The 23,962-nt window shown below is 68.4% G+C and carries 20 protein-coding genes; 12 read left to right on the top strand and 8 right to left on the bottom strand.

Translation table 11 applies throughout. The features are described from left to right. The first annotated feature begins 5 nt into the window (after positions 1-5). Positions 6-1,535, top strand: a complete 1,530-nt coding sequence (gene adh / locus ACHWVH_RS07540; protein WP_017914593.1) for an aldehyde dehydrogenase — start codon at positions 6-8, stop codon at positions 1,533-1,535. A 146-nt stretch (positions 1,536-1,681) separates the two neighbouring features. Here adh and ACHWVH_RS07535 read toward each other — a convergent pair whose 3' ends face one another. Both ACHWVH_RS07535 and ACHWVH_RS07530 read right to left on the bottom strand, forming a co-directional pair. After that, positions 1,682-3,013, bottom strand: a complete 1,332-nt coding sequence (locus ACHWVH_RS07535) for a peptidoglycan-binding protein (protein WP_295928505.1) — start codon at positions 3,011-3,013, stop codon at positions 1,682-1,684. Between the two features lie 66 nt (positions 3,014-3,079). Beyond that, on the bottom strand, positions 3,080-3,685 hold the full coding sequence (locus ACHWVH_RS07530) for a hypothetical protein (RefSeq protein WP_295928504.1): 606 nt from the start codon (positions 3,683-3,685) through the stop codon (positions 3,080-3,082). 288 nt (positions 3,686-3,973) lie between these two features. On the opposite strand from ACHWVH_RS07530, the gene adhP reads away from it, so the two are divergent. Both adhP and ACHWVH_RS07520 read left to right on the top strand, forming a co-directional pair. Next, positions 3,974-5,002, top strand: a complete 1,029-nt coding sequence (gene adhP, locus ACHWVH_RS07525) for an alcohol dehydrogenase AdhP (RefSeq protein WP_148828231.1) — start codon at positions 3,974-3,976, stop codon at positions 5,000-5,002. Next, positions 5,002-5,397: a DUF779 domain-containing protein gene (locus ACHWVH_RS07520; RefSeq protein ID WP_295911898.1), complete on the top strand. Its 396-nt coding sequence runs from the start codon at positions 5,002-5,004 to the stop codon at positions 5,395-5,397. Before adhP ends, ACHWVH_RS07520 begins: the two co-directional genes overlap by 1 nt. A 230-nt stretch (positions 5,398-5,627) precedes the next feature. Here the strand turns inward: ACHWVH_RS07520 and ACHWVH_RS07515 are convergent, their stop codons facing one another. Then, positions 5,628-5,930 (bottom strand): hypothetical protein, encoded by a 303-nt coding sequence (locus ACHWVH_RS07515; RefSeq protein WP_394686926.1) that lies wholly within the window; start codon positions 5,928-5,930, stop codon positions 5,628-5,630. Positions 5,931-6,087: 157 nt separating this feature from the next. Here ACHWVH_RS07515 and ACHWVH_RS07510 point away from each other — a divergent pair, with 157 nt between their 5' ends. After that, positions 6,088-6,483: a hypothetical protein gene (locus ACHWVH_RS07510; RefSeq protein WP_295911895.1), complete on the top strand. Its 396-nt coding sequence runs from the start codon at positions 6,088-6,090 to the stop codon at positions 6,481-6,483. Further along, positions 6,483-7,469, top strand: coding sequence for a Ku protein (locus tag ACHWVH_RS07505; protein WP_394686925.1), 987 nt, complete (start codon positions 6,483-6,485; stop codon positions 7,467-7,469). The genes ACHWVH_RS07510 and ACHWVH_RS07505 overlap by 1 nt, the downstream gene beginning before the upstream one ends. A gap of 42 nt (positions 7,470-7,511) precedes the next feature. Here ACHWVH_RS07505 and lldD read toward each other — a convergent pair whose 3' ends face one another. The 4 genes from lldD to ACHWVH_RS07485 form a co-directional block, all read right to left on the bottom strand. Further along, positions 7,512-8,672, bottom strand: a complete 1,161-nt coding sequence (gene lldD / locus ACHWVH_RS07500) for an FMN-dependent L-lactate dehydrogenase LldD (protein ID WP_267093197.1) — start codon at positions 8,670-8,672, stop codon at positions 7,512-7,514. A gap of 13 nt (positions 8,673-8,685) precedes the next feature. After that, on the bottom strand, positions 8,686-9,486 hold the full coding sequence (lldR, locus tag ACHWVH_RS07495; RefSeq protein ID WP_051064775.1) for a transcriptional regulator LldR: 801 nt from the start codon (positions 9,484-9,486) through the stop codon (positions 8,686-8,688). A gap of 104 nt (positions 9,487-9,590) precedes the next feature. Then, positions 9,591-10,046 carry a DUF2214 family protein gene (locus tag ACHWVH_RS07490; RefSeq protein WP_394686924.1) on the bottom strand — a complete coding sequence of 152 codons (456 nt, stop codon included), beginning with the start codon at positions 10,044-10,046 and terminating at the stop codon, positions 9,591-9,593. Between the two features lie 10 nt (positions 10,047-10,056). Beyond that, positions 10,057-10,638 carry an isoprenylcysteine carboxylmethyltransferase family protein gene (locus ACHWVH_RS07485; protein WP_267093200.1) on the bottom strand — a complete coding sequence of 194 codons (582 nt, stop codon included), beginning with the start codon at positions 10,636-10,638 and terminating at the stop codon, positions 10,057-10,059. Between the two features lie 224 nt (positions 10,639-10,862). Between ACHWVH_RS07485 and ACHWVH_RS07480 the strand changes: the two genes are divergently transcribed. From ACHWVH_RS07480 to fabV, 3 genes are all read left to right on the top strand, one after another. After that, complete coding sequence (locus tag ACHWVH_RS07480) at positions 10,863-11,960, top strand: sensor histidine kinase (RefSeq protein WP_148828238.1); 1,098 nt, start codon at positions 10,863-10,865, stop codon at positions 11,958-11,960. Continuing rightward, positions 11,957-12,589 carry a response regulator transcription factor gene (locus ACHWVH_RS07475; RefSeq protein ID WP_152239799.1) on the top strand — a complete coding sequence of 211 codons (633 nt, stop codon included), beginning with the start codon at positions 11,957-11,959 and terminating at the stop codon, positions 12,587-12,589. The genes ACHWVH_RS07480 and ACHWVH_RS07475 overlap by 4 nt, the downstream gene beginning before the upstream one ends. 353 nt (positions 12,590-12,942) lie before the next feature. Further along, positions 12,943-14,148 carry an enoyl-ACP reductase FabV gene (gene fabV / locus ACHWVH_RS07470; protein WP_320744872.1) on the top strand — a complete coding sequence of 402 codons (1,206 nt, stop codon included), beginning with the start codon at positions 12,943-12,945 and terminating at the stop codon, positions 14,146-14,148. A 569-nt stretch (positions 14,149-14,717) separates the two neighbouring features. On the opposite strand, the gene ACHWVH_RS07465 is transcribed toward fabV, so the two are convergent. Further along, positions 14,718-15,740: a sugar kinase gene (locus ACHWVH_RS07465; protein WP_295936212.1), complete on the bottom strand. Its 1,023-nt coding sequence runs from the start codon at positions 15,738-15,740 to the stop codon at positions 14,718-14,720. A 295-nt stretch (positions 15,741-16,035) separates the two neighbouring features. Between ACHWVH_RS07465 and ACHWVH_RS07460 the strand changes: the two genes are divergently transcribed. The 4 genes from ACHWVH_RS07460 to ACHWVH_RS07445 all read left to right on the top strand — a co-directional run bounded on the left by ACHWVH_RS07460 (position 16,036) and on the right by ACHWVH_RS07445 (position 23,915). Continuing rightward, positions 16,036-18,813, top strand: coding sequence for a TonB-dependent receptor (locus ACHWVH_RS07460; RefSeq protein ID WP_295966143.1), 2,778 nt, complete (start codon positions 16,036-16,038; stop codon positions 18,811-18,813). A gap of 445 nt (positions 18,814-19,258) precedes the next feature. Then, positions 19,259-23,047 (top strand): LamG-like jellyroll fold domain-containing protein, encoded by a 3,789-nt coding sequence (locus ACHWVH_RS07455; protein WP_394686923.1) that lies wholly within the window; start codon positions 19,259-19,261, stop codon positions 23,045-23,047. A gap of 246 nt (positions 23,048-23,293) precedes the next feature. Beyond that, positions 23,294-23,503: a hypothetical protein gene (locus tag ACHWVH_RS07450; protein ID WP_394686922.1), complete on the top strand. Its 210-nt coding sequence runs from the start codon at positions 23,294-23,296 to the stop codon at positions 23,501-23,503. Between the two features lie 175 nt (positions 23,504-23,678). Then, positions 23,679-23,915: a hypothetical protein gene (locus tag ACHWVH_RS07445; protein ID WP_394686921.1), complete on the top strand. Its 237-nt coding sequence runs from the start codon at positions 23,679-23,681 to the stop codon at positions 23,913-23,915. Positions 23,916-23,962: the final 47 nt, after the last annotated feature.

Genomic DNA, 23,962 nt, shown 5'->3' with positions numbered 1-23,962 from the left:
ACACCATGAACGCCGTCAGCACCGCCAAGCCGCATGCCACCGATCCGCAGTCCATCTTCAAGTCGCGCTACGGCAACTTCATCGGCGGCAAGTGGGTGGAGCCGAAGAGCGGGCAGTACTTCGACAACAGCACGCCGATCACCGGCAAGGTATTCACCGCGGTGGCGCGCTCCAACGCCGAGGACATCGAGGCGGCGCTGGACGCCGCGCACGCCGCCAAGGACGCCTGGGGCAAGAGCTCCAGCACCGAGCGCAGCAACGTGCTGCTGAAGATCGCCGACCGCATCGAGCAGAACCTGGAGCTGCTGGCCTATGCCGAGACCTGGGACAACGGCAAGCCGGTGCGCGAGACGCTCAACGCCGACGTGCCGCTGTGCGTGGACCACTTCCGCTACTTCGCCGGCGCGGTGCGCGCGCAGGAAGGCGGCATCTCCGAGATCGATCACGACACCATCGCCTACCACTTCCACGAACCGCTCGGCGTGGTCGGCCAGATCATCCCGTGGAACTTCCCGCTGCTGATGGCGTGCTGGAAGCTGGCACCGGCGCTGGCCGCCGGCAACTGCGTGGTGATGAAGCCGGCCGAGCAGACCCCGGCCTCGATCCTGGTGCTGATGGAGGTGATCGGCGACCTGCTGCCGCCGGGCGTGCTCAACGTGGTCAACGGCTTCGGCCTGGAAGCGGGCAAGCCGCTGGCCAGCAACCCGCGCATCGCCAAGATCGCCTTCACCGGCGAGACCACCACCGGCCGGCTGATCATGCAGTACGCCAGCCAGAACCTGATCCCGGTGACGCTGGAGCTGGGCGGCAAGTCGCCGAACATCTTCTTCGCCGACGTGATGGCCGAGGACGACGATTTCCTCGACAAGGCGGTGGAAGGCTTCGTGCTGTTCGCCTTCAACCAGGGCGAGGTGTGCACCTGTCCGTCGCGCGCGCTGATCCAGGAATCGATCTACGAGCGCTTCATGGAGAAGGTGCTCAAGCGGGTGGCGGCGATCAAGCAGGGCAATCCGCTCGATCCCAACACCATGGTCGGCGCACAGGCCTCCAGCGAGCAGTTGGAGAAGATCCTGTCCTACATCGACATCGGCAAGCAGGAAGGCGCCGAGGTGCTGATCGGCGGCGAACGCAACGCGCTGGATGGCGAGCTGGCCGGCGGCTTCTACGTCAAGCCGACGGTGTTCAAGGGGCACAACAAGATGCGCGTGTTCCAGGAGGAGATCTTCGGCCCGGTGGTGTCGGTGACCACCTTCAAGGACGAGGCGGACGCGCTGGCGATCGCCAACGACACGCTGTACGGGCTGGGCGCCGGCGTGTGGAGCCGCGATGCCGCGCGGCTGTACCGCATGGGCCGCGCGATCCAGGCCGGGCGGGTGTGGACCAACTGCTACCACGCCTATCCGGCGCATGCCGCGTTCGGCGGCTACAAGCAGTCGGGCATCGGCCGCGAGAACCACAAGATGATGCTCGACCACTACCAGCAGACCAAGAACCTGCTGGTCAGCTACTCGCCGAAGGCGCTGGGCTTCTTCTGATGCGCGAAGGCGCTGCGATCGCGGCCATGGCATTCCTGCCTGTCTCGTGGCAGGAACCTTGTCCTGACCACGCCGTTGCCGGCGCGGCCGCGCTGCGTACGCTCACGCGTCTGCAGCCGGCCGGCACGCGCAGTTGCGGGCAATCGCTAGTGCGCCCTGGCGCGCGATTCCTCGCGCGCCGGTTGCGGCTCGTTGGGAATGGGCATGTCCTCGTGCAGCTTGCGCGTGGATTGCTCCAGGGTCTGCTGCACCGCCTGATCGCGTTCCACGTAGGCACGTTTCGGCGCGGGATCGCCGGGGCGTTCCTGCACCGCGATCAGGCCGCCCTCCTTGGTGCTGAGCACCACGCGGTCGATGCGCGTCATCCCGCCGACCGCGGCGTCGTGGGTCAGCGCGCCCGCCGCGCGTTCGAGTTCCTCGCGGTTCTTGAATCCGGCCGCCGGACCGAGTTTCTCCAAGCCTTCGACCGCTTGCCGATACATCGCGTGCTGCGGATGCGCCTGGTCCGACAACAGCGGCTGCGTGGGATCGCCTGTGCGCGGGGCGGCCGGCTCGTCGGCGCCATCGCGGCGCTGCGCCTGCGCGGTCTTGAGCGCACGCAGCGTGTCGTTGCCGGCGATCCCGTCGACATCGAGGCGATGGTCGCGCTGGAATGCCTCCACCGCGTACTGGGTGCGGTCGCCGAACGTGCCGTCGGCGCGCAGGGGCCGGCCCTCGGCGTCGGTATAGCCCAGTTGGTTGAGGCGTTCCTGCAACGCCTTCACTTCCGGGCCGCGCTCTTCCTTACGCAGCATGCCGTCGGCCATGGGCGCGGCCCCGGCGGCGGCGACTCCGCCCGGCGCGGCCACGGTGCGCCCGTTGCCGGAAATGTCGCCGACCTTGGCGGCCGCGGTGAGATTCGGCGATGCTTCCTGCGGCCGGCGATCGGTGGTGATCGCGCCGCTGTCCATGTCGCGGATGTAGCGGTCGGCCTGCGGCAGGTAGCTGGTGTTGATGTCCAGGTGCACGTGCTTGCCGAAGGCCGTGGGGTTGCCCTTGTTGAAACCGCCTTGGATGCCTACCGACTGGCCGTACTCGATACGGTCGCCGGAGGCGAGTTGGGTATTGCGCAGATCAAGATGCCGGTACTGCGCGATCATCTCGCGGCTGGGATCGTTGGCGGGCTTGTCGTAGATCTGCACGATGCCGTCGCGTGGATCGACCTTGCCGATATACCCGCTCGCGACAGCCGGAACAGGCACTTCCTGCAAGGCGCCAGCCTTGAGTACGAAATCCTTGGAGACGTAATGGTCTCCGTCGCGCGAAACGGTTGCGGCGCCGCGGTAGTTACCGAGCAGTTCTTCGCGCTCGCCGTTGACTGTCGCATAGACGCGGCCACGTTCGTTGCCCCGGGTGGGATGGTGGCGTTCGAGATCCGCGTAGTCGTGAACCGACTGGACGCTGTGTCCTACCGACTCGACGATCGTGTACTTGGGCATCGTCCTTCTCCTTTGTCGATGGTCTCACCTATTACGGCTCCCGCGGCACAGCGGGCGATTTACTACTCAGCGCAAGTGCTGGACCAGCCGCCAGCAATGCTGCGTGTAGTCGAAGACATAGGCCTCGGGCGCCCCAATGCGCTTGATATGTTCGTCATCGGCGGAGAACTCGGCCTTCACGAAGTCCACGCGCATCCGGTCGCCTTCCTGCTTGATGTCCAGTTTGACGCGAGGCAGCTTGCTAAGGTCCTGACCGGGTTCGTCATAGGACCAGCTATAGTCGATCATGGTCAGCCGGAACGGCTCGCTGGGACGATCCACCACTTTGGATGGATCTCGAAGATCACCCTCGGTGACCTTGGGCGCGCTGTAGGCATGACGCAACTCCGCATCGTTCACGATTGCCTCGAGGAACGTGCCGAACCCATCCAGGGTCTTGTCGCAGGCGCCAGGAGGCAGCGCAGGGCGTTCTGCCCCCTGCGCGGCGGGCGGCGTTGTCGGCGTGGTGGCGGCTGCGGTGGCGGCGGGAGCCGGGGCTGCGGTCACCGACGCATTGGACTGCGGTGGTGTGCAGCCTTGCAGCAGCAGCGCCAGCAGGGCGGTGGCGAGCAAACGTTGAGGCATGGCGGCGTTCTTTCCTTTGAGTGCGGTGGCCAGCAGGGCAACGCGCACGTCCCGTCGGCAGCGAGACGTCGCGGCACGGCAGTGTACCGATGGCGCGTTAGAAGCCCCTCGATGGGTTCCATGGCTCCAGTGCGATTCCCGCGCCGCCGGCCCGTCTCCGGCAGGGCGGAAAACCGTGTAAGCCGGACTGTAGCGCAGAAGCCGCGTCCGTTCGATGGGCGCCTGCGCGGGGCGGCGGCGGCGGGGATGAACGGAGTGCGGCGATTTGCGCTGGATCAAGGCGACGCCGCTGCCTGATAGGTAGCGTGAAGTACAACCAACAGACGGAGCGTTGCGATGGACAAGACGATGAAAGCCGCCGTGGTGCGTGAGTTCGGCAAGCCATTGGTGATCGAGGAAGTGACGGTGCCGCGGCCGCAGGCCGGCGACATCCTGGTCAAGATCGAAGCCTGCGGCGTGTGCCATACCGACCTGCATGCGGCCGAGGGCGACTGGCCGGTGAAGCCGAACCCGCCGTTCATCCCCGGCCACGAGGGCGTGGGCCATGTGGTGGCGGTCGGCGCCGGCGTGGACCACGTCAGGGAAGGCGATCGCGTCGGCATTCCGTGGCTGTACTCGGCCTGCGGCCATTGCGAGCATTGCCTGGGCGGCTGGGAAACCCTGTGCGAGGCGCAGCAGAACACCGGCTACTCGGTCAACGGCGGCTTCGCCGAATATGCCCTGGCCAATGCCAACTACGTCGGCCACCTGCCGAAGAACATCGGCTTCGTCGAGGTCGCGCCGATCCTGTGCGCCGGCGTGACCGTGTACAAGGGCCTGAAGGTCACCGACACCAAGCCCGGCAACTGGGTGGTGATCTCCGGCATCGGCGGTCTCGGCCACATGGCCGTGCAGTACGCCAAGGCGATGGGCCTGAACGTGGCCGCGGTCGACGTGGACGACGCCAAGCTGGCGCTGGCCACGCGTCTGGGCGCGACGGTGACGGTGAACGCGCGCACCACCGATCCGGTCGCGTACCTGAAGAAGGAGATCGGTGGCGCGCACGGTGCGCTGGTGACCGCGGTCTCGCCGAAGGCGTTCGAGCAGGCCATCGGCATGGTCCGCCGCGGCGGCACCGTCTCGCTCAACGGGTTGCCGCCGGGCCAGTTCCCGCTGGACATCTTCGGCATGGTGCTCAACGGCGTGACCGTGCGCGGCTCGATCGTCGGCACGCGCCTGGACCTGCAGGAATCGCTGGAATTCGCCGAGCAGGGCAAGGTCGCCGCGACCGTGGCCACCGACACTCTGGACAACGTCAACGACGTGTTCGCGCGCATGCACGCCGGCAAGATCGAAGGCCGCATCGTCCTGGACATGGCCGCCTGATGGACGCGTCCGCGCCCGCTGACGCGCTGCCGCCGCAGGTGCTGGCGACGCTGCCGGCCCTGCAGCTGATCGCCAAGCTGCGGGCGCGGCACGGCGCGCTGCTGTTCCATCAGTCGGGCGGCTGCTGCGATGGTTCCTCGCCGATGTGCTACCCGCAGGACGACTTCATCGTCGGCGACCGCGACGTGCTGCTGGGCGAGATCGGGCAGGCGCCGTTCTACATCAGCCCGTCGCAGTTCGCCTACTGGAAGCACACCCAGTTGATCATCGACGTCGTGCCTGGGCGTGGCGGCATGTTCTCCCTGGAGAACGGCGAGGGCGTGCGCTTCCTGGTGCGCTCGCGGCTGTTCGGCGACAGCGAGTACGCCGCGCTGGAGGCGGCGGGAAAGGTGTAGTGGCGGAACGCCCGCGGTGCAGCGAGTTCTTCTGCACCGTGTTTCCGATCCTATCGATGGAAGCGCTGCCCGCCGGCCCCTCCTTGTTGGAGGGACTTCAGTCCCGACTGCAGTGCAGTCGGACGCGCCGATGATGTCGCTCGTCGCGGCTGATGTTGCAGTCGAGATTTTTTGAGGTGCCCTGAAGTCACTTCCACACCGATGCTGGTAGGACGCCAGACTTCGATGCGCTACGACGCCTTCGGCGCCTTCGCCGGCACGAACGGCGACACCGGATCGCTGGCGGGGAAGGTTTCTTCCAGGGCTTCGTCCTGGTTGGCGTCGGCATGCCGTCCGTGCGCGGTGTCCGGCGTGGAGTGCGCCGGCGTGTCCCGCGGGGCAGGGCGGTTCTCGCCGGTGCGCGGTTCGTGTTCGACGATGGTCTCGGGGCGGCCGCCGGCGCCGCGGTCTTCGCGGTCCTGCGTCTGGCGCTTGCCGCGCTGTTCGCCGGGGACGGGCGCGGCCTGGCGCAGCGGATCGGTGGGCGTGGACATGTCCGGTTCCTCCAGGGAATAGCGGAGGTCCAGTTCACCGCCGGCGTGGTGAAGCCATTGCGAATCGCGCATCCTCCACGGATCGGTCACGGGTCGCTAACGGCTGCAGCGCTACTGCTGCGCGTCCCCCGCCGCCGTTGCCGCCCGGAGCCCTGCAATGCGCACCAGCGACCGTCCCGACCCGCTGCTGTTCAACGCCCATCTGGATCCCTTGCCGAGCGCTCCGCCGCCGCGCCGCCGTGGTGCGGCCCTGCGCCCGCACGACGCACCGGACTACCACCGCTACAGCCTGGCCGACTACCGCCAGCGCCGCGCCCGCCACCGCACGCCGTGGCGCGACCTGTGCCCGGCCTACGCCTTCGCCCTGCAGACCCATGCACGCGGCTGGCCGCGCGGGCCCGGCGCCGAGACCGAAGACGAACTGGCCGCGCACTGGGACCTGATGCGTGGCGACTCGCGGCTGGACTGGACCCAGGCGCGGCAGGTGATCGAGGATGCCTGGCAGGCGCTGGATCATCTGCCGGCGCAGGCCGCCGGCGTGGAGCCGCACTGATGCCGCGCCCGATCTGGACCGGCACGCTGTCCTTCGGCTTGCTCAACGTGCCGGTGTCGCTGATGTCCGGCGAACGCCGGATCGACCTGCACTTCCGCATGCTCGACGCGCGCGACAAGCGCCCGATCCGCTTCGAGCGGGTCAACGCCGACACCGGCGAGGAAGTGCCGTGGAAGGACATCGTCAAAGCCTACGAATACAGCAAGGGCAACTACGTGGTGGTCGAGCAGCAGGACATCGCCTCGGCCGCACCGGAAAGCCACGAGACGGTGGAAGTGGAGGCCTTCGTCGACGCCGCCGAGATCGACCTGCGCTACTTCGAGAAGCCCTACGTGCTGGTGCCGGGCAAGAAGGCCGAGAAGGGCTACGTGCTGCTGCGCGAGACCCTGCGCAACACCGGTAAGGTCGGCATCGCGCGGGTGGTGATCCGCACCCGCGAGTATCTGTCGGCGGTGATGCCGCTGCAGGATGCGCTGGTGCTGATCCTGCTGCGCTACCCGCAGGAACTGGTCGACCTGGACGACTACACGCTGCCCGGCGGCAAGGCCGCCGACTACCGGATCAGCGCCAAGGAAACCGAGATGGCGGCGCAGCTGATCGACTCGATGTCCGGGCGCTGGGACCCCGATGCCTACCACGACGAATTCCGCGAACGGCTGCATGCGGTGATCCAGAAGCGGATCAAGGCGCAGGAGGGCACCACCCAGGTCGACGAGGACGCCGAGGCGCCGCAGCGCGAGGACGCCACCACCAACGTGGTCGACTTCATGTCGCTGCTGCAGAAGAGCCTGGAGGCCAAGAAGCGCACGCCGGCCAGGCAGGACGAGCGCGTGCCGGTACGCAAGACCGCGGCGAAGAAGAGCGGCAAGCCGTCCAAGAGCGCGGCCGGCAAGGCCAAGAAGGCGACGCGCGCCAAACCGAAACCAGCGGCGGCCAAGGCCAAGCCAGCTGCGCGCAAGGCCCCTACGCGGCGCAAGGCCGGGTAGAGCAGGTCGGTCGCGGCGGCGCCAGGGTCGCCGCGACCGGCTTTACGCCGCGACCATCGCCTCGCGCGTCACCTGCGCCAGCGACTCGCGCGAAATCGCCGCGATCGATTTGGCGCCGGTCAGGGTCATCGCCACCTGCATCTCCTTCTCGATCAGGCTCAGCAGATGCTCCACGCCGGCCTGGCCGGCGGCGGCCAGCGCGTAGACGAAGGCGCGGCCGAGCAGCACGGTGTCGGCGCCCAGCGCCAGCATGCGCACCACGTCCAGGCCGTTGCGCACGCCGGAGTCGGCCAGGATCTTCAGCTCGCCCTTCACCGCATCGGCGATCGCCGGCAATGCCCGCGCGCTGGACAGCACGCCGTCGAGCTGGCGCCCGCCATGGTTGGAAACGACGATGCCGTCGGCGCCGAACCGCACCGCATCGCGCGCATCGTCCGGATCGAGGATGCCCTTGATCACCATCGGCCCGGTCCAGAACTCGCGGATCCACTCCAGGTCCTTCCACGAAATCGACGGATCGAAGTTGGCGCCGAGCCAGCCGATGTAGTCGGCCAGCCCGGTGGGATGGCCGCGGTAGGTGGAGATGTTGCCCAGGTCGTGCGGGCGCCCACGCAGGCCCACGTCCCAGGCCCAGCGCGGATGGGTGACGGCCTGCAGCATGCGCCGCAGCGGCGCGTTGGGGCCGCTCATGCCCGAATGCGCGTCGCGGTAGCGCGCGCCCGGCACCGGCATGTCCACGGTGAACACCAGGGTGGTGACGCCTGCGGCCTTGGCCCGCTCCAGCGCGTTGCGCATGAAGCCGCGGTCCTTGAGCACGTACAGCTGGAACCACATCGGCCGGTCGATCGCCGGCGCCACTTCCTCGATCGGGCACACCGACACCGTGGACAGGGTGAACGGCACGCCCTTGGCCGCTGCCGCCCTGGCCGCCTGCACCTCGCCGCGGCGTGCGTACATGCCGGTCAGGCCCACCGGCCCCAGCGCCACCGGCAAGGCCAGGCGTTCGCCGAACAGCTCGGTGTGCAGGTCCAGCGCCGACATGTCGCGCAGCACGCGCTGGCGCAGGGCGATGTCGCTCAGGTCGGACACGTTGCGGCGCAGGGTGTGCTCGGCATAGGCGCCGCCGTCGATGTAGTGGAACAGAAACGGCGGCAACTGGCGCTGCGCGGCGGCACGGTAGTCGGTGGAGGCGGAAATGATCATGGGGGCAGGGCGGTCAGGGAGAGGAGGGGAGGCGCGAGGCACGGGCGCGGCGCGCATCGTCCTCGTCGAGGGTGCGCAGCGCGCTGTGCACGAATTCCAGGTGGGCGTGCGCGGCGGCGCGGGCGCGTTCGGGGTCGCCGGCCAGGATCGCGTCGCGCAGGGCGCGGTGCTGGGCGAGCAGGGCGGAGAAGATGCGCGGCGATTCGAACAGCTGTTGCCGGCTCTGCGAGATGTTGGCCTGCAGCAGGTCGAACAGCCCGCGCATCACCTGCAGCAGCACCCGGTTGTGGGTGGCCTCGGCGATGGCCAGGTGGAAATCGGCGTCGGCGTGCGCCTGCGCCGCCGCATCGGCCTGCGCATGGGTCTGCAGCAGCGCCTCGTAGGCCGCCTCGATGCGCGCGCGGTCGTCGTCGGTGGCGCGCAGCGCCGCATGCCAGGCGGTGGCGCCTTCCAGCGCGTGGCGCGCTTCCAGCACGTCGAAACGGTACTCCGGGTCGGCGTGCAGCAACGGCAGGAACGGCTGCAGCGGCGCCACCACCTGGTCTTCCGGGGTTGGCGGCCGTTGCACGTAGGTGCCGCCTCCCACCCGGGCCCGCAGCAGCCCCTGGCTGGCGAGCTGGGCGATGGCCTCGCGCAGCACCGGGCGGGACACGCCCAGCTCCGCTGCCAGGGTCCGCTCGGCGGGCAGGCGCGCGTCGATCGCCAGGCCGCGTTGCGCGATCAGCGTGCGCAACTGCGCGGCGACCCGGTCGCTGAGCCGGGCAGGGGACTCGCCGGCAGCGGCAGTAGCGGCAGCTTTAAGACTATTGGTCATACCAATAAACTGGCGGGGGCGCGAATGGTGTGGCCATTAGGCGCCTTGGATTACGCGACGTCAATGGTTGCAACGCTGCGAGTCGCCTAAATTGGTAATACCAATCAGAGCATGCCGTCGCGTGCCATCGCCGCGGCCAGCACCACCAGCACCGCCAACAGGCCCAGTTCCACCCCGATCAACCGCTGCAGCGTCCGCACCTGCGCCGCGTTCGGCGACCAGGTCGGCAGCAGCCGCGCCTGCCGGCGCCAGCCCAGCAGGCGCAGCGTCGGCACCAGCGAGAGCAGGCCGATCGCCGCGAAGGTGCCGAGCTTGGCCCAGAACCAGGGGGTGTGCAGGTAGTAACCGGCGCCCTTGAGCCCGTAGCGCACGCGCAGGGCACCGATCGCCAGGATCAGCAGCGCGGCCAGCCCGTAGCCGGCGTCGACGCGGACCAGCCGCGTCACTTGGCGGTGGTCCGGCGGCGCACGCAGCAGGGTCCATTCCGCCACCAGCGTGGCGATCAACAGCAGCATCGCCAGGTGGTGCAGGCTGGCCAGGATCAGGTCGCGCAGCGCCATCGCGGCGGCCTCACCACACCCACGGCAGCAGCCGCCAGCTGTGTGCGGCGTAGTCGGGATACTCCTCGGGAAAGGCCTGGGTCAGCATCGCTTCCTCCACTCGGATGCGGCGCAGGAATGCCCAGGTCACCGGCAGCACGATCGCCAGCAGCGACAGCACGTTGCCCATGCCCAGCGCCAGCCCGTAGAACGCCAGCAACGCGCCGGTGTACGAGGGATGCCGCAGATAGCGGTACGGCCCGTGGCGGACCAGGCGGTGGCCTTCCTGGATGGTCACGTCGACGGTGAACCAGCGCGCCAGCACCCGGATCGACCACAGCCGCAGCGCCAGCCCGCCGGCCAGCAGCGCGCAGGCCAACCAGCGCAGCGGTTCGCGCAGGTGCGGCGCATAGCGCCACACGCCGAGCAGCGACAGCAGCACGCCCAGCGCCACCGCGCCGTACAGCACGCGCCACAGCAGGCGCAGCGTGCCCTGGTCGCGCGCACCGCCGTCGGCGGCGCGACGGCGGCGGCTGAGCAGCATCTCGTACGCGCCCCAGCCCAGGCCGAGCAGCATGAACAGCAGATCCGGATGGCGCAGGGTCAGGAGCATGACGGTGTTCCTCGTGGCGGCGTGCACCACGCATTGCGTGGCAGGGTGGATGAACCGGGCCCATCCTGCGTGCCGATCGTCCGGCACCCGGCAGGGCATGGACGCAGTGTGGCGCCATCGGGGGGGCGCGGCAGTGGCCGCTGGTCATGCCGTCCGCCTGCCGGAAGTCACTTTCTGCGCCCGCCCCATTGCCGCGGCGCCGGCACGCGGTCAGCATCCGTCGCATGACTCGATTCCTGCGCGATCTGATCGAACCCAAGCGCCTGGCCGGGTTGCTGACCGTGGCCACCGTGCTGTGGTCGTTCCAGTTCGCGCCGCATGCGCTGGTGGCCTGGCGCTGGACTGCGGCGGCGCTGTTCCTGCTGCCGCTGCTCGGCGCGCACTATCTGCCCGGGCGCTGGCGCGATGTCGCGCTGTGGGTCGAGGCAGCCGCGGCGATGGCCCTGGTCTGGCTGGAGCCGCACGTCGGCACCGCGCCGGTGCTGCTGGTGGTGGTGGTCGCGCAGGTGGCGCTGCAATGGCCGCCGCGCCCAGTGCTGGCGCTGGCGCTGCTGGCCAACCTGGGCACCTTCCTGGCGCTGTCCGCCGCCGGCATCAGGCATCCGCTGCTGACCACGCTGATCTACGCCGGCTTCCACGCCTTCGCCGGCCTCAGCGCGCACTACGCGCGCACTGCCGAGCTGGCGCGCGAGGCGCTGGCGCGTGTCAACGCCGACCTGCTGGCCACCCGTGCGCTGCTCGCCGACAGCACCCGCGATGCCGAGCGCCTGCGCCTGGCGCGCGAACTGCACGACGTGGCCGGACACAAGCTCACCGCCCTGCGCATCCAGTTGCGCCTGCTGCTGGCCGATCCGGCGCTGGCGCAACGCACGGAGGTGGCGACGGTGGAGCGACTGTCCGGCGAGCTGCTGGCCGACATCCGCGCGGTGGTGCAGTCGCTGCGCGACGACCGCGGGGTGGACCTGGAGACCGCGCTGTGTGCCCTGGCCGCGCCGTTCCCGCGGCCGCAACTGCAGTTGCAGATCGATCCGGCGCTGCGCATCACCGATCCGCACCTGGCCGAGACCCTGCTGCGGCTGGTGCAGGAAGCGCTGACCAACGCCGCCCGGCACGCCGACGCGGCACACGTGCGGGTGCGCCTGGGCCAGGATCGGCAGCAGCTGTGCCTGGACATCGAGGACGATGGCCACCGCGCCGAGCGCATCCGCGAGGGCAACGGCATCGCCGGCATGCGCGAGCGTCTGGCCGCGCTGCACGGACGCCTGGAACTGGGCCGCACGCCGCTCGGCGGCATGCAGCTGAGCGCGAGGCTGCCGCTGTGAGCGCGCTGCGGATCGCCCTGGCCGACGACCAGGTGCTGGTGCGCGCGGGCCTGCGCGCGCTGTTGCAGACCCAGGGCATCGTCGTCGCCTGCGAGGCCGACGACGGCCAGGCCTTGCTCGACGTGGTGGCGGCCACGCCGGTGGACGTGGTGCTCAGCGACATCCGCATGCCCGGCATGGACGGCATCCAGGCGCTGCAGCAGTTGCGCGCGCGCGGCGACCGCACGCCGGTGCTGCTGCTCACCACCTTCGACGAATCCGATCTGCTGCTGCGCGCCACCGCCGCCGGCGCGCAGGGCTTCCTGCTCAAGGACGCCGCACCGGAGGACCTGCGCGAGGCGATCGCGCGCGTGGCCGCTGGCGAGACCCTGCTGCAGCCGGTCAGCACCGACCCGGTGCGTGCGCGCTACCGCTACCGCGACGAGGACGCCCCGAGCGACACCTTCAACGACCGCGAAGTGGCGATCCTGCGCCTGCTCGCCGGCGGCTACTCCAACAAGGAGATCGCGCGCAGCCTGTTCCTGGCCGAGGGCACGGTGAAGAACTACGTCTCCACCATCCTCGACAAGCTCGGCACCCGCGACCGCACCCGTGCCGTGCTCAAGGCGATCACCTTGCGCATCATCTGATGCGTGCACCAGCGGTGGCGCTGCGACGTCCACCGGCAGCGCGTCGGGACTGAAGTCCCTCCCACAACGGTGCGACCGTGCCGTGCCGCGGCCTGCCGCAGGAGCGGCTTCAGCCGCGACAACCGATGGCGCGATTGCGGCTCGCCGATCAGCTGTTTCCCTCCAGCCAGCACGACATCCGCCGCCACGACGCCGCCCCTGTGGGAGCGACTTCAGTCGCGAGGCGACCCATCCGAACGCGCGCGCACGCCGGCAGTACGCTCCATACCCCGCCGTGTGCTAACACCGGGACTTCTGCACACCCGCCGCAGACATTAAGATGCCGCGGGCATTGTGCCGACGAGGAATTCACGTTGATCATCCATCCGAAAGTCCGCGGTTTCATCTGCACCACCACGCATCCGCTCGGCTGCGAGCGCAACGTGCTCGAGCAGATCGCCGCCACGCGCGCGCGCGGCGTGCGCCACGACGGGCCAAAGAACGTGCTGGTGATCGGCGCGTCCAGCGGCTACGGCCTGGCCTCGCGCATCACCGCCGCGTTCGGCTTCGGCGCCGCCACCCTCGGCGTGTTCTTCGAAAAGCCCGGCAGCGAGAAGAAGGCCGGCACCGCCGGCTGGTACAACGCCGCCGCCTTCGACAAGCAGGCCAAGGCCGCCGGCCTGTACAGCAAGTCGATCAACGGCGACGCGTTCTCCGACGAGGCGCGCGCCAAGGTCATCGAACTGATCAAGCAGGACATGGGCGGCCAGGTCGACCTGGTGGTGTATTCGCTGGCCTCGCCGGTGCGCAAGCTGCCGGGCACCGGCGAAGTGAAGCGCTCGGCGCTCAAGCCGATCGGCCAGACCTACACCGCCACCGCCATCGACACCAACAAGGACGCGATCATCGAGGCCTCGATCGAGCCGGCCACCGAGCAGGAGATCGAGGACACCGTCACCGTGATGGGCGGCCAGGACTGGGAACTGTGGATCGATGCGCTGGACGCCGCCGGCGTGCTCGCCCCGGGCGCGCGCACTGTCGCCTTCAGCTACATCGGCACCGAGATCACCTGGCCGATCTACTGGCACGGCGCGCTGGGCAAGGCCAAGGTCGACCTCGACCAGACCGCGCAGCGCCTGCACGCGCGCCTGCAGGCTCACGGTGGCGCGGCCAACGTGGCGGTGCTGAAATCGGTGGTGACCCAGGCCAGCGCGGCGATCCCGGTGATGCCGTTGTACATCTCCATGGTCTACAAGATCATGAAGGAAAAGGGCCTGCACGAAGGCACCATCGAACAGGCCGACCGTCTGTTCCGCGAACGCCTGTACCGCGAAGACGGCCAGCCGGCCGCCACCGACGACGAGAACCGCCTGCGCCTGGACGACTGGGAACTGCGCGACGACGTGCAGGACGCCTGCAAGGCGCTGTGGCCGCAGGTGACCACCGAGAACCTGTTCCAGCTCACCGACTACGCCGGCTACAAGCACGAGTTCCTCAAGCTGTTCGGCTTCGAGCGCCAGGACGTGGACTACGACGCCGAGGTCGACCCCGACGTCAAGTTCGATTGCGTGGAGCTCTGAGGAGCGGGGATTCGGGAGTGGGGATACGGGCGTCGTGTTGATCCCGGGCCCCGGACAGAAGATGCGGCCGGCAGCGATGTCGGCCGTTTTTTTGCGGTGACGGCGAGGCAGCGGTGGCGGCACGTCGACCGAATCGCGTCGGGACTGAAGTCCCTCCCACAAAGACCTCATCCATCCCCGCGGCATCTGCTGTAGGAGGGGCTTCAGCCGCGAAAACCGAAGCCGCGGTGCCGGAACTGCCCGCACACCCCAGGACTAAAAACCCCGCCACAGCGCAACGCCGATCCGCACGCAAACCCCGCAGCGCCAGCGCTTTTACGATTCCCCACTCCCCATTCCCGGCGCTTCACCGCGTCGGGACTGAAGTCCCTCCCACAAAGACCTCATCCATCCCCGCGGCATCTGCTGTAGGAGGGGCTTCAGCCGCGACAATCGAAGCCGCGGTGCTGGAATTGCCAGCACACCCCCACGACTAAAACCCCGCCACAGCGCAACGCCAATCCGCACGCAAACCCGGAAGCGCCAGCGCTTTTACGATTCCCCATTCCCCATTCCCCATTCCCGGCTCTTCACCGCCTCACATCGAACCGCGTCGCCCCCACGCACGCCCGCACCTCGGCCTCGCTCAGCGCCAGCACGTCGCCCGGCAGCGTGTGCTTGAGGCAGCCGGCGGCCAGGCCGAAGCGGATCGTGGCGGTGTCGTCCCATCCGCGGCTCAGCCCGTGCAGCACGCCGGCGGCGAAGGCGTCGCCGCCGCCGATGCGGTCGACGATGCCGCTCAGCTCCTCGGCTGGCGCCTGCGCGACGCTGCCGTCGCGGCGCAGCAGCATCGCGCCCAGGCTGTGCCGGTCCACGCTGTGCGCCACGCGCTGGGTGCAGGCCATCGCCTGCAGCTGCGGGAATGCGGCGAAGGCGTCGCGCGCGCCCGCTTCTACCCGCCCCTGCACGCTGTCCTGCGGGTAGCGGTGGCCCAGCACCACCTCCAGGTCGCGGTAGTCGGCGAACAGCACGTCCGCCTGCGCCAGCAGCTGGCGCAGGATGCCCGGCGCATCGCCGTTCCAGGCCTCCCATAGCTTGGGGCGGTAGTTGCCGTCGAACGACACCCGCACCCCGGCCGCGCGTGCCGCCTGCGCGGCCGCCAGCGCCGCGGCCGCGCCGCGTTCGCCCAGCGCCGGGGTCACCCCCGACAGGTGCAGCCACTGCGCGTCCCGCAGCAGCGCCGGCCAGTCGTGCCGGTCGCCTGCATCCAGCGCGAAGGCCGAGCCGGCGCGGTCGTAGGTGACCTCGCTGGGCCGGTGCCCGGCGCCGGTGCTGAGGAAGTACAGGCCCATGCGCCCGGGCACGAAGCGGATGCCGCCGGTGTCCACGCCATGCCGGCGCAGTTCGCCTGCGGCGGCCTGGCCCAGCGGGTTGTCGGGCAGCACGCTGACCACCGAGACGGCATGGCCGAAATGCGCCAGCGCCACGCCCACGTTGGCCTCGGCACCGCCCACCTGCACCTCCAGCCGCGGCGTCTGCAGCAGCCGTTCGTGGCCGGGCGCGCCCAGGCGCAGCAACAGTTCGCCGAAGCAGACGATGCGGGAAACGGTCATGGCAAGCGGGTCCGGCAGCCGAAGGGACGCCAAGCATGCCGCGAAATGCAAACGCCGACCAGAAAAAGTGACTAGCGGTGTCATTTTTGTGCGGCAGCAGGCGCTTCGGCACTGGCCGACGTCGCGATCCTGCGCTATCTCATTGACTGAAAAGACCCTCGGGTCGCCGGGCACTCTGTTGCGCTGCAAGATGCCGGGATGTTTCGCAACTGTTAACGTTGGTTTTGACCAGCGGTGTCATTCGCGACAACGCCCGCAGTTCCACGCCGTCATGTAACCCTTGGGAGGGGAGGACATGCAATCACGTACCGAACGCCGGAAGACACCGGTTACCTTGCTCGCGCTGTCGATCGGCCTGGCCCTGCAGGCCGGTGCCCTGCAGGCACAGGAAGCGCCGGCGGCCGCGCCGCCCGCCGCGGCCTCGGCCGATGCCACCACCGAGCTCGACACCGTCGTCGTCACCGGTTACCGCGCCAGCGTGGAGAAGGCGCTGGACATCAAGCGCGCCGAAAAGGGCATGGTCGACGCCATCGTCGCCGAGGACGTGGGCAAGTTCCCGGACACCAACCTGGCCGAATCGCTGCAGCGCATCCCCGGCGTGGTCATCACCCGCGACGCCGGCGAAGGCCGCAACATCTCCGTGCGCGGCCTCGGCCCGGACTTCACCCGCGTGCGCATCAACGGCATGGAAGCGCTGACCACGGTCGGTGCCAGCGACCAGAGCGGCGGCACCAACCGCGGCCGCGGCTTCGACTTCAACGTGTTCGCCTCGGACCTGTTCACCCAGATGGTGGTGCGCAAGACCGCCTCGGCCGACGTCGAGGAAGGCTCGCTGGGCGCCACGGTCGACCTGCGCACCGCGCGGCCGTTCGACTACGACGGCTTCACCTTCGCCGCCAACGGCCAGGCCACCTACAACGGCATGTCGCAGAAGGCCGATCCGCGCATCGCCGCGCTGGTCGCCAACACCTGGGCCGACGGCACCTTCGGCGCGCTGATGTCGGTGGCCTATTCCGAGCGCCAGGTGCTCGAGGAAGGCAGCGGCACCACGCGCTGGGCCAACGGCCCGAGCAACAACGGCTACAGCCCCACCTCGCCGTTCGCCGCCGCCAACAGCGCCAACGTGTTCAGCCCGCGCATCCCGCGCTACACGCAGATGGAGCACGAGCAGAACCGCCTGGGCGTGACCGGCTCGCTGCAGTGGAAGCCCAACGACAGCACCGAGTTCTCGCTGGACGGCCTGTACTCGAAGATCGATGCCAAGCGCGACGAGCACTACATCGAGGCGATCAGCTTCAGCCGCGGCCGTTCGCAGAACGGCAAGCCGGACATGATCGTGCGCGACGGCTACGTCGACCCGGCCTCCGGTGCGCTGCTGTATGGCCGCTTCGACAACACCGACATCCGCTCGGAGAACCGCCACGACGAGTGGAACACGGTCTTCAAGCAGCTCACCCTCAACGGCGAGCACCGTTTCAGCGACACCTTCAAGATCACCGGCGAGATCGGCACCTCCAGTTCCAAGCACCGGAACCCGATCCAGACCACGGTGATCATGGACAAGAACAACGTCGCCGGTTACAGCTACGACTACCGCAACAGCTACACCTCGCCGGTGTTCAACTACGGCATCGACCCGACCGCCGCCAATGGCTGGACCCTGGCCGAAGTGCGCATGCGTCCGCAGTCGGCCAACAACAGCTTCGACACCGGCTCGCTGAATTTCGAGTGGAACCTGGGCACCAACTTCACCCTCAAGGGCGGCGTGCTGGCCAAGAACTACGGCTTCGACACCAAGGAGTTCCGCCGCGCGTCCGAGACCAGCGTGCCGACCTTCGCCACCGGCAACCGCATCGTGCCGGTCGACCTGGTGACGCTGGCCGGGCTCAAGGGCATCGAGGGCACGCCGTCGAACTGGGCGGTGCCCGACCTCAACGGCATCGCCGATGCGCTGGGCATCTACAGCGGCACCGGCACCTGGACGCTGACCGAGCGCGCGGTCAACACCCGCAGCGTGGAAGAGAAGGACCGCGGCGCCTGGTTGATGGGCGACTTCGCCTTCGACATCGGCGCGATCCCGTTCTCCGGCAACATCGGCGTGCGCTACGTGAAGACCAACCAGTCGTCCACCGGCTACGCCCTGGTCGGCTCCAACCTGATCAACACCACGGTCGAGCGCGACTACCACGACACCCTGCCGTCGCTGAACCTGGTCGCCGAGATCACCCCGGACTTCCTGGTCCGCTTCGGCGCCGCCAAGGTGATGACGCGGCCGGGCCTGGGCAGCCTGACCCCGGGCGTGACGGTCGCCGTCGCCGGCGGCGCGCGCACGGTCAGCGGCGGCAATCCGAACCTGGATCCGATCCGCGCCAAGACCGCCGACCTCGGCTTCGAGTGGTACCTGCAGGAAGGCGCGATGCTCGGCCTGGCGCTGTTCTACAAGGACATCGACAGCTTCGTGCAGACCGCGCGCACCATCGCCCCGTACTCCAGCAGCGGCCTGCCGGTCAGCCTGCTCGACGGCACCGGCGCGGCGGCCAGCGACGACTTCGTCTTCAGCGTGCCGCTCAACACCCCGGGCGGCAAGCTGAAGGGCGCCGAGTTCAACTACATCCAGCCCTTCAGCTTCCTGCCGGGCAAGTGGGCCAACTTCGGTACCCAGCTGAACTACACCTACGTGCAGTCGAAGATCCAGTACGTCACCGGCACCGGCGCGCTGTCGTTCAACACTGATCTCACCGGCCTGTCGAAGAATTCGTACAACGCCACGCTGTTCTACGAAGGCGAGCGCTTCAGCGGTCGCGTGTCGCTGACCCACCGCGACGGCTACCTGACCCAGGTGCCGGCCACGGAAACCGGCTTCGACATGCACGGCATGCGCGGCACCAATGTCGTGGACGCCAAGCTGACCTACAAGATCGACGAGAAGATCGACATCAGCCTGGAAGGGTCGAACCTGACCAACGTGCCGTACTACGAGTGGGTGCAGACCAGCGCCACCGGCGCGCAGCTGCCGCTGACCTACAGCGAGACCGGCCGCCAGTACGCGATCGGGGTGCGTTACAAGTTCTGAAGACTGCGTTCGCCGGTGCCGCGCTGCGGCATCGGCAACGCCCCGCTGCCCGCATACTCGCGGGCCGGGGAGGGAGATCGACGCGCGCCGCCACGGTGCGCGCCGATCGCAAAGGAGCGAGATGAAACAGGCAATGTGCGGCAGCGCGGTGGGCGCCGGCGGTGGTGTGTCGGCGATCGGTCCTGGGGTGTGGCGTTGCCTGAAGGCGAAGGCGGTGCACCTGCTTGCGTCCATCGGCTCTCCGCGATTGCCACAGGATGTGCCGGCATCGCGCGTCGCGGCGGACGCCGCTCCCACTGTGCAGCAACGCACATGTGGGCGCGGCTTCGGCCGCGACGCGCGGTTCCTACCCACTTCGGCAAAGCAAGGCTCTACTGCATACGTCGCCAAATCGCAGAGCCCAGGTCGCATCTCACACCGCCTCGCCCTGCTCTGTGCACTCGCGTTGCCAGCCATCGCCGCCGCCGCCCCCCCCGAACTGCTGTTCCGCGTCTCCGCCGACAAAGGCCTGGACGCCGACGTCGCCCATGGCGACCCCCAACCCAACTTCCGCGACAAGATCGCCCTGGTGCCGACCGGCGTCTCCGGCCAGGCCATCGAATGGGCCGACGACGGCGTGCTGTCCTGGAACGCTCCCGGCAACCTCTACACCCAGCGCGGCACGCTGTCGTTCTTCTGGCGCTCGCGCTACCCGGTGGGCGAAGCGCCGTTCGTGATCTTCCGCGTCGGCTACGCCGACCACACCAGCTGGGACATGGCCTGGCTGCGCATCGATTGGAACGGCCACGGCTTCGATGCCTTCGTGACCGACGCCAACCTGGCGCGCACCCGCGTCTCCTTCAAGCTGGACAAATTCCCCGCGCCGAGCGCCTGGACCCACCTGGCCTTCGCCTGGGACGAGACCCGCGGCGTGCGCCTGTACGTGGACGGCAAGGAGGCCGCGCGCGTGGACTGCACCCAGGCCTGCGCCGACGGCGGCTCGCTCGACTTCGACGCCGCGCTCGACCAGCTCGGCCTGGCCGCACGCGTACTCGCCCCGCACCAGGTGCAGAGCCGCTACAACTTCCTGCGCGGCAGCGATTTCGACGAGATCCGCGTCTACGACCGCATGCTCGACGCCGCGGGCGTCGCCGCGCTGGCCCGGCAGCAGGAACCGCGCAGCGCCGAGACCGTGCCCGACAGTGCCGCGCGCAACGCCTGGCTGCACCGCTTCGGCTGGGACCACGGCCGCGCACCGCCGGCGCTGGATGCCCCGTCCACGCGCATCCGCAAGGTCGAGTTCGCCGACGCCAAGGATCTCAAGGAGTGGATGTGGAAGGCCACCGACGGCATCGCCGAGACCACCTGGCCCGGCGTGTACAACCGCTCACGCCTGCCCGGCCGCAACGACTACTTCCAGCTGCCCGACTGGAACGTCTATGTCGAAGGCGGCAAGGCGCTGGACCTGGCCCTGCCCGACGAACCGTTCAACCGCATCGAACTGCGCGGTGCCGCTTACGGCCAGGCCACCTATGCCGCCGCTGGTGCGACGCCGACGCCGCTGTTCTCGCGCGCCCAGGGCACTGTGCGCAGCGTCGATCAGTTCGAACGCCGCCGCGGCGGCCATCTGCGCTTCACCAACGTCGCCCAGGAAACCCCGATCCAGGAGATCTGGGCCTACGACGTCGGCGCCGGTGCCGAGCCGGCCAACCCCAGCGCCACGCTGCGCTACACCGTGCGCAGCGACATCGCCCCGGACTACGCCAACCTCGCCGCGCTGCGCGCCTACATCGCCGGGCGCTACCCGCCGGACGAGCGCAGCACCGTGGTCGCGCTGCCGACCAAGGCGCCGTCGCGCAAGCGTGCCGACGAAAAGACCGCGCTGCCGCCGCTGCCCATCGTCCACGTGCTCATTCCGTCCAACCTCGGCGACGCACCGGCCGCGCAGCCGCTGATGCGCAGTTGGTCGTACGGCTGGGAGAACATGCACGACGGCCTGGACGGCATCGCCATCGACCTGCCGGCGCTGCAGCTGCCGGCCACGCACAACGGCCTGATCCCGCTCAACCTCCGCGTCAAGGATCCGATCTGGCCCGGCCGCGACATGCTCGACGTGTCGGTGTCGGTCGCGCCCGGGCAGGCGCGCACGCTGTGGCTGGACCTGCGCGACCGCATCCTGACCGACGACAGCCTGATGCTCAGCATCGCCTCGGCCGCGCCCGGCTTCGACGCGCGCGCGCTGGACGGCGCGCAGATCCGCCTGCTGTTCAAGCCGCGCGAGCAGGCCAAGGTCGAGCACATCGCCGACCGCTTCAACCAGGTCAAGGACAACTGGGGCTTCCTGGTCGAGGAACACACCACCTCCAAGCGCCAGCGTCTGTACGCGCGCCTGGATGCGGACATCCACGACCTGCTGCGGGTGGACCCGGACAACGCGCTGGGCCGCCAGTACTGGGCCGACATCAGCTACGGCAACCAGGGCCCGCTGCCGGTGCAACTGCCGCAGCCGCCCAAGGGCGTGCCGGGCTGGGCGTTCTGGCAACTGGAAGACCTCAAGGCCACGCGCCGCTACATCAACTGGTGGATCGACGAACGCCAGGTCGACTACGGCGATTTCGGCGGCGGCATCTCCGACGACTCCGACCTCACCCAGCAATGGCCCGGCGTCGCCCTGATGGGCGTGGATCCCGACAAGCTCAACGCCTCGCTCACCGCCCTGTCCGACGCCAACTACCGCAACGGCATGTTCACCGACGGCCTCTCCACCATCGAGACCGACGAACTGCATTCCTACGAGGACGGCATCAACATCAACAGCGAAATGCTCTACCTCAACTGGGGCGACCCGCTGACGGTGGAGCGGCTGATGCGCACGGTGAAGGCGTTCGACCGCATCATCCAGGTCAACCCGCAGGGCCACCTGCTGTTCGCCAGCAACTGGTTCGGTGGGCGCAAGGTCTACCGCGAGCCGAACTGGCAGTGGCAAAAACCCTACTCGTTCCCGATCCTGCACCCGGCGCTGCTGCTGGGCGGCTACAACGCCGACCCCAACAGCCGCCGCATCGTCACCGGCCTGGCCGACGGCTACCTGGCCTACGCCTACACCGACGCCAAGGGCCAATGGGCGCTGCCCAACGAGATCAACTGGGCCACCGGCAAGACCCGCGGCGGCAGCCTGTTCGACGGCAGCGGCGGCCCCGACACCCTGCACACCTTCTGGGCCGCCTACCGCTGGACCGGCGACGCGCGCTACCTCCAGCCCATCGACTACCGCGTCGCCAAGGCCGGCCCGGGCGGCCTGTCCCTGCTCAACGAGAACTTCCTCGACGTGCTCGGCAAGCGCGACAGCTGGGGCGCCAGCCTGGCCAAGGCGGCGGCCGATGCGGACCCCGACGACGCCCCGGACTTCGCCCACCACGTCGCCTGGGAACAGAGCGGCGACCCGCGCTGGCTGGAAACCCTGTACCGCGCCGAGACCCGCGACAAGCTGCAGACCTTCTACATGAACACCGAAGGCCACTGGTGGAGCGACCGCGTCGAATCGCCCACCGTGAACCTGCAGCGCGCCCGCCTCGGCGGCGTCGCCCTCAAGCGCAACCAGACCTACCCCGGCCACACCGTCAGCTGGCGCTTCGCCGATCCCGAAGGCGCGGTGCAGGTAGCGCTGCTGCTGCCGAAGCCGCGGCAGGATCGCTTCACCGTCATCGGCTACAACACCAGCGGCAAGACGCAGCGGGCGCAGATGACCGGGTGGAACATTGCGGCCGGACAGTGGCAGATGCGCGCGGGTGTGGATCGCGACGGCGATGGCAAGATCGATGGCAAGGCCGCCACCCGCGAGTTCGCGTTCGAGAAGAGCGGGGCGGTGGATGTGGAATTCCCGGCAGGGCAGACGGTGGTGATGGAGTTCGAGCTGGTCGCACCGGCCGCGGTGCCGGTCGAGCTACGGCCGGATCTGGGGATTGGGCGGGGGGATGTGCGGGTGATCGGTGATGCCATCGAGGTCACCGTACATAGCCTGGGGCATGTGGATGCGCCGGCCGGGTTCGTGGTGCTAGAGGATGCGCGGGGGCGGGAATTGGCGCGGGCGGCGTTTCCTGCGTTGGCGGCGCCGCGCGATCTGGAGCCGAAGACGGCGCAGGTGCGGTTGGTGGTGCCGGGTGGAAAGAGCGCCAAGGGAGGACGGGTGCGTGTCGTCACCGAGGGCGACGTGGCGGAACTGACCCAGAGAAACAATGCAGTGGATGTGCCCTGATTTAATCGGGTCCACATCAAGACGCGCCCTTGCCTAGCGGGACGCGCATTCACCTCGGAAAGTCCCCGACTGACGGCTTACATTTGTCTCCCCAAAAAGTGTGACGCTGTGCTAGAACAGGGTTGTCTGTGGGGGAGAACGGACTTCCATCGGACCTGATAGGACGGTTGCGCCTGGGGATACGCGGCGTAGAGCGTCCATCTGTAATGGGAACGCTAGGACGCCACATTTTCTCAGGGGAAATCGATGTTTACCAATGTCTCGATCATCGCGGCGCTAGCCGGGTTTGCCTTGTGCCTGTCTGCTGCATCCGCGGATGCACGTGTGCGCGCGGCAGGTTCACACCACACGACCAGTCATGGTGGGCATTACACGTCGGGCCACGGCTCTTCGCATAGAGGTGGTAGCTACCGTAGCCCGAGTACCAAAAATCAATACCGCCGACATAAGCTTTGATTTCTAAGTCAAGAGGTTAATGGAAAAAGATAGATTCAGTAAATTAATAAAAACCGAATGGTTTTAATTCGTGTCTGCTTATCTGAAAATGCACTCTAACTTCGATTCTCCCTGACCCCGATTCTCCCAACGTAATAAGCCACTTGGCCTGCGACATCGCACCCAGAGAAGAGTAATGGCATTTATTGGTCCAACAATTGAACGGAATATTTCGACAGCGGCGGGAAAGACCTTTAAGATATTCTTGACGGAGCAGGAGGGCGGGTATTGGGTTGCCACTGTTCTTTACGCTCGGGAGGGAACCGTGTCGACCAAGAATTTGATCGGCGGCAGCAAGGAGGAGGCTTATGAATCCGCCGTCGCCTGGTGCAAAGAAAGCATCGACAAGGATGCTACCGTTGAGCCGCTCTGAGCAAACGATCATCTGCATGCAGCCAAGCATTCGTCCAAGCCGACGCC

Origin of the sequence: uncultured Xanthomonas sp., from assembly GCF_964278005.1 — a bacterium.
Classification (GTDB): Bacteria; Pseudomonadota; Gammaproteobacteria; order Xanthomonadales; family Xanthomonadaceae; genus Xanthomonas_A; species Xanthomonas_A sontii.
The sequence above is the reverse complement of the archived record's forward strand: the minus strand, read 5'-3'. Positions and strand labels throughout refer to the sequence as shown.

What these genes read in the sequence shown, in the direction of transcription:
- adh (WP_017914593.1), top strand. Translation starts at nt 6, where the DNA reads ATGAACGCCGTCAGCACCGCCAAGCCGCATGCCACCGATCCGCAGTCC.
- ACHWVH_RS07535 (WP_295928505.1), bottom strand. Translation starts at nt 3,013, where the DNA reads ATGCCCAAGTACACGATCGTCGAGTCGGTAGGACACAGCGTCCAGTCG.
- adhP (WP_148828231.1), top strand. Translation starts at nt 3,974, where the DNA reads ATGGACAAGACGATGAAAGCCGCCGTGGTGCGTGAGTTCGGCAAGCCA.
- ACHWVH_RS07520 (WP_295911898.1), top strand. Translation starts at nt 5,002, where the DNA reads ATGGACGCGTCCGCGCCCGCTGACGCGCTGCCGCCGCAGGTGCTGGCG.
- ACHWVH_RS07515 (WP_394686926.1), bottom strand. Translation starts at nt 5,930, where the DNA reads ATGTCCACGCCCACCGATCCGCTGCGCCAGGCCGCGCCCGTCCCCGGC.
- ACHWVH_RS07510 (WP_295911895.1), top strand. Translation starts at nt 6,088, where the DNA reads ATGCGCACCAGCGACCGTCCCGACCCGCTGCTGTTCAACGCCCATCTG.
- ACHWVH_RS07505 (WP_394686925.1), top strand. Translation starts at nt 6,483, where the DNA reads ATGCCGCGCCCGATCTGGACCGGCACGCTGTCCTTCGGCTTGCTCAAC.
- lldD (WP_267093197.1), bottom strand. Translation starts at nt 8,672, where the DNA reads ATGATCATTTCCGCCTCCACCGACTACCGTGCCGCCGCGCAGCGCCAG.
- lldR (WP_051064775.1), bottom strand. Translation starts at nt 9,486, where the DNA reads ATGACCAATAGTCTTAAAGCTGCCGCTACTGCCGCTGCCGGCGAGTCC.
- ACHWVH_RS07490 (WP_394686924.1), bottom strand. Translation starts at nt 10,046, where the DNA reads ATGGCGCTGCGCGACCTGATCCTGGCCAGCCTGCACCACCTGGCGATG.
- ACHWVH_RS07485 (WP_267093200.1), bottom strand. Translation starts at nt 10,638, where the DNA reads ATGCTCCTGACCCTGCGCCATCCGGATCTGCTGTTCATGCTGCTCGGC.
- ACHWVH_RS07480 (WP_148828238.1), top strand. Translation starts at nt 10,863, where the DNA reads ATGACTCGATTCCTGCGCGATCTGATCGAACCCAAGCGCCTGGCCGGG.
- ACHWVH_RS07465 (WP_295936212.1), bottom strand. Translation starts at nt 15,740, where the DNA reads ATGACCGTTTCCCGCATCGTCTGCTTCGGCGAACTGTTGCTGCGCCTG.
- ACHWVH_RS07460 (WP_295966143.1), top strand. Translation starts at nt 16,036, where the DNA reads ATGCAATCACGTACCGAACGCCGGAAGACACCGGTTACCTTGCTCGCG.
- ACHWVH_RS07450 (WP_394686922.1), top strand. Translation starts at nt 23,294, where the DNA reads ATGTTTACCAATGTCTCGATCATCGCGGCGCTAGCCGGGTTTGCCTTG.
- ACHWVH_RS07445 (WP_394686921.1), top strand. Translation starts at nt 23,679, where the DNA reads ATGGCATTTATTGGTCCAACAATTGAACGGAATATTTCGACAGCGGCG.